This is a genomic window from Enhygromyxa salina, assembly GCF_002994615.1.
Classification (GTDB): domain Bacteria; phylum Myxococcota_A; class Polyangia; order Nannocystales; family Nannocystaceae; genus Plesiocystis; species Plesiocystis salina_A.
Genome location: NZ_PVNK01000178.1, coordinates 1 through 535, shown reverse-complemented (window position 1 = coordinate 535; position 535 = coordinate 1). Strand labels below are relative to the sequence as shown.

Below are 535 nucleotides of genomic sequence, written 5' to 3'. Positions count from 1 at the left end.
GGCCTGGGTGACACCGTGTGGGGCGTTGGGCTGCTAAGATGGGTGGGTCTGATGCCCTACGTCGAGTACGCCTGCGAGGGACGCTTGTTGTTTCGGACCGAGACAACTGAGGCGGCTCAGTTTGTGCCTCGGATCCATGAGATCGTGGTCATCGATGATGAGCCCTACCAGGTAGTCGATGTCGAGTACTGGGCGCGGCGGCTTGGGTCTACAGATCGGCGCTTCGTGTGGCCGACGGTCTACGTGATCCCGCTGTCGACGGAGGACTGGAAGCTCAGGTTGGAGCGGCGGCACCCCAAAGAGAAGCCGTCCGGGCCGCCCGTGCGGTACTGAAGTAGGCTACGGGCCGCCATGGTCTCGCTGCGACCTGACCTCGTCCAGACCTTGCTGCCCGCGCGCGAGCGCGAGCGCGTCGCGGCCTATGTGCTCGACGACGCGGGTCGGGGGACCGATGTATTCGGGACCTCGGCGGCAGGGATCGGCAACGCCTACGCGCTGGCCTACTGGCTGCACCGCTACTACTTCCGCGTTGTGT

At 65.2% G+C, this 535-nt stretch carries 2 protein-coding genes; both read left to right on the top strand.

All coding sequences use genetic code 11. From position 1 onward, the window contains the following. On the top strand, positions 1 to 333 hold a 333-nt coding region (locus ENSA5_RS20655; RefSeq protein ID WP_219906823.1), incomplete at its 5' end, for a hypothetical protein. Positions 334 to 351: 18 nt separating this feature from the next. After that, positions 352 to 535, top strand: a 184-nt coding sequence (locus ENSA5_RS20650) for a hypothetical protein (protein ID WP_146155925.1), incomplete at its 3' end; no start/stop codon positions are given.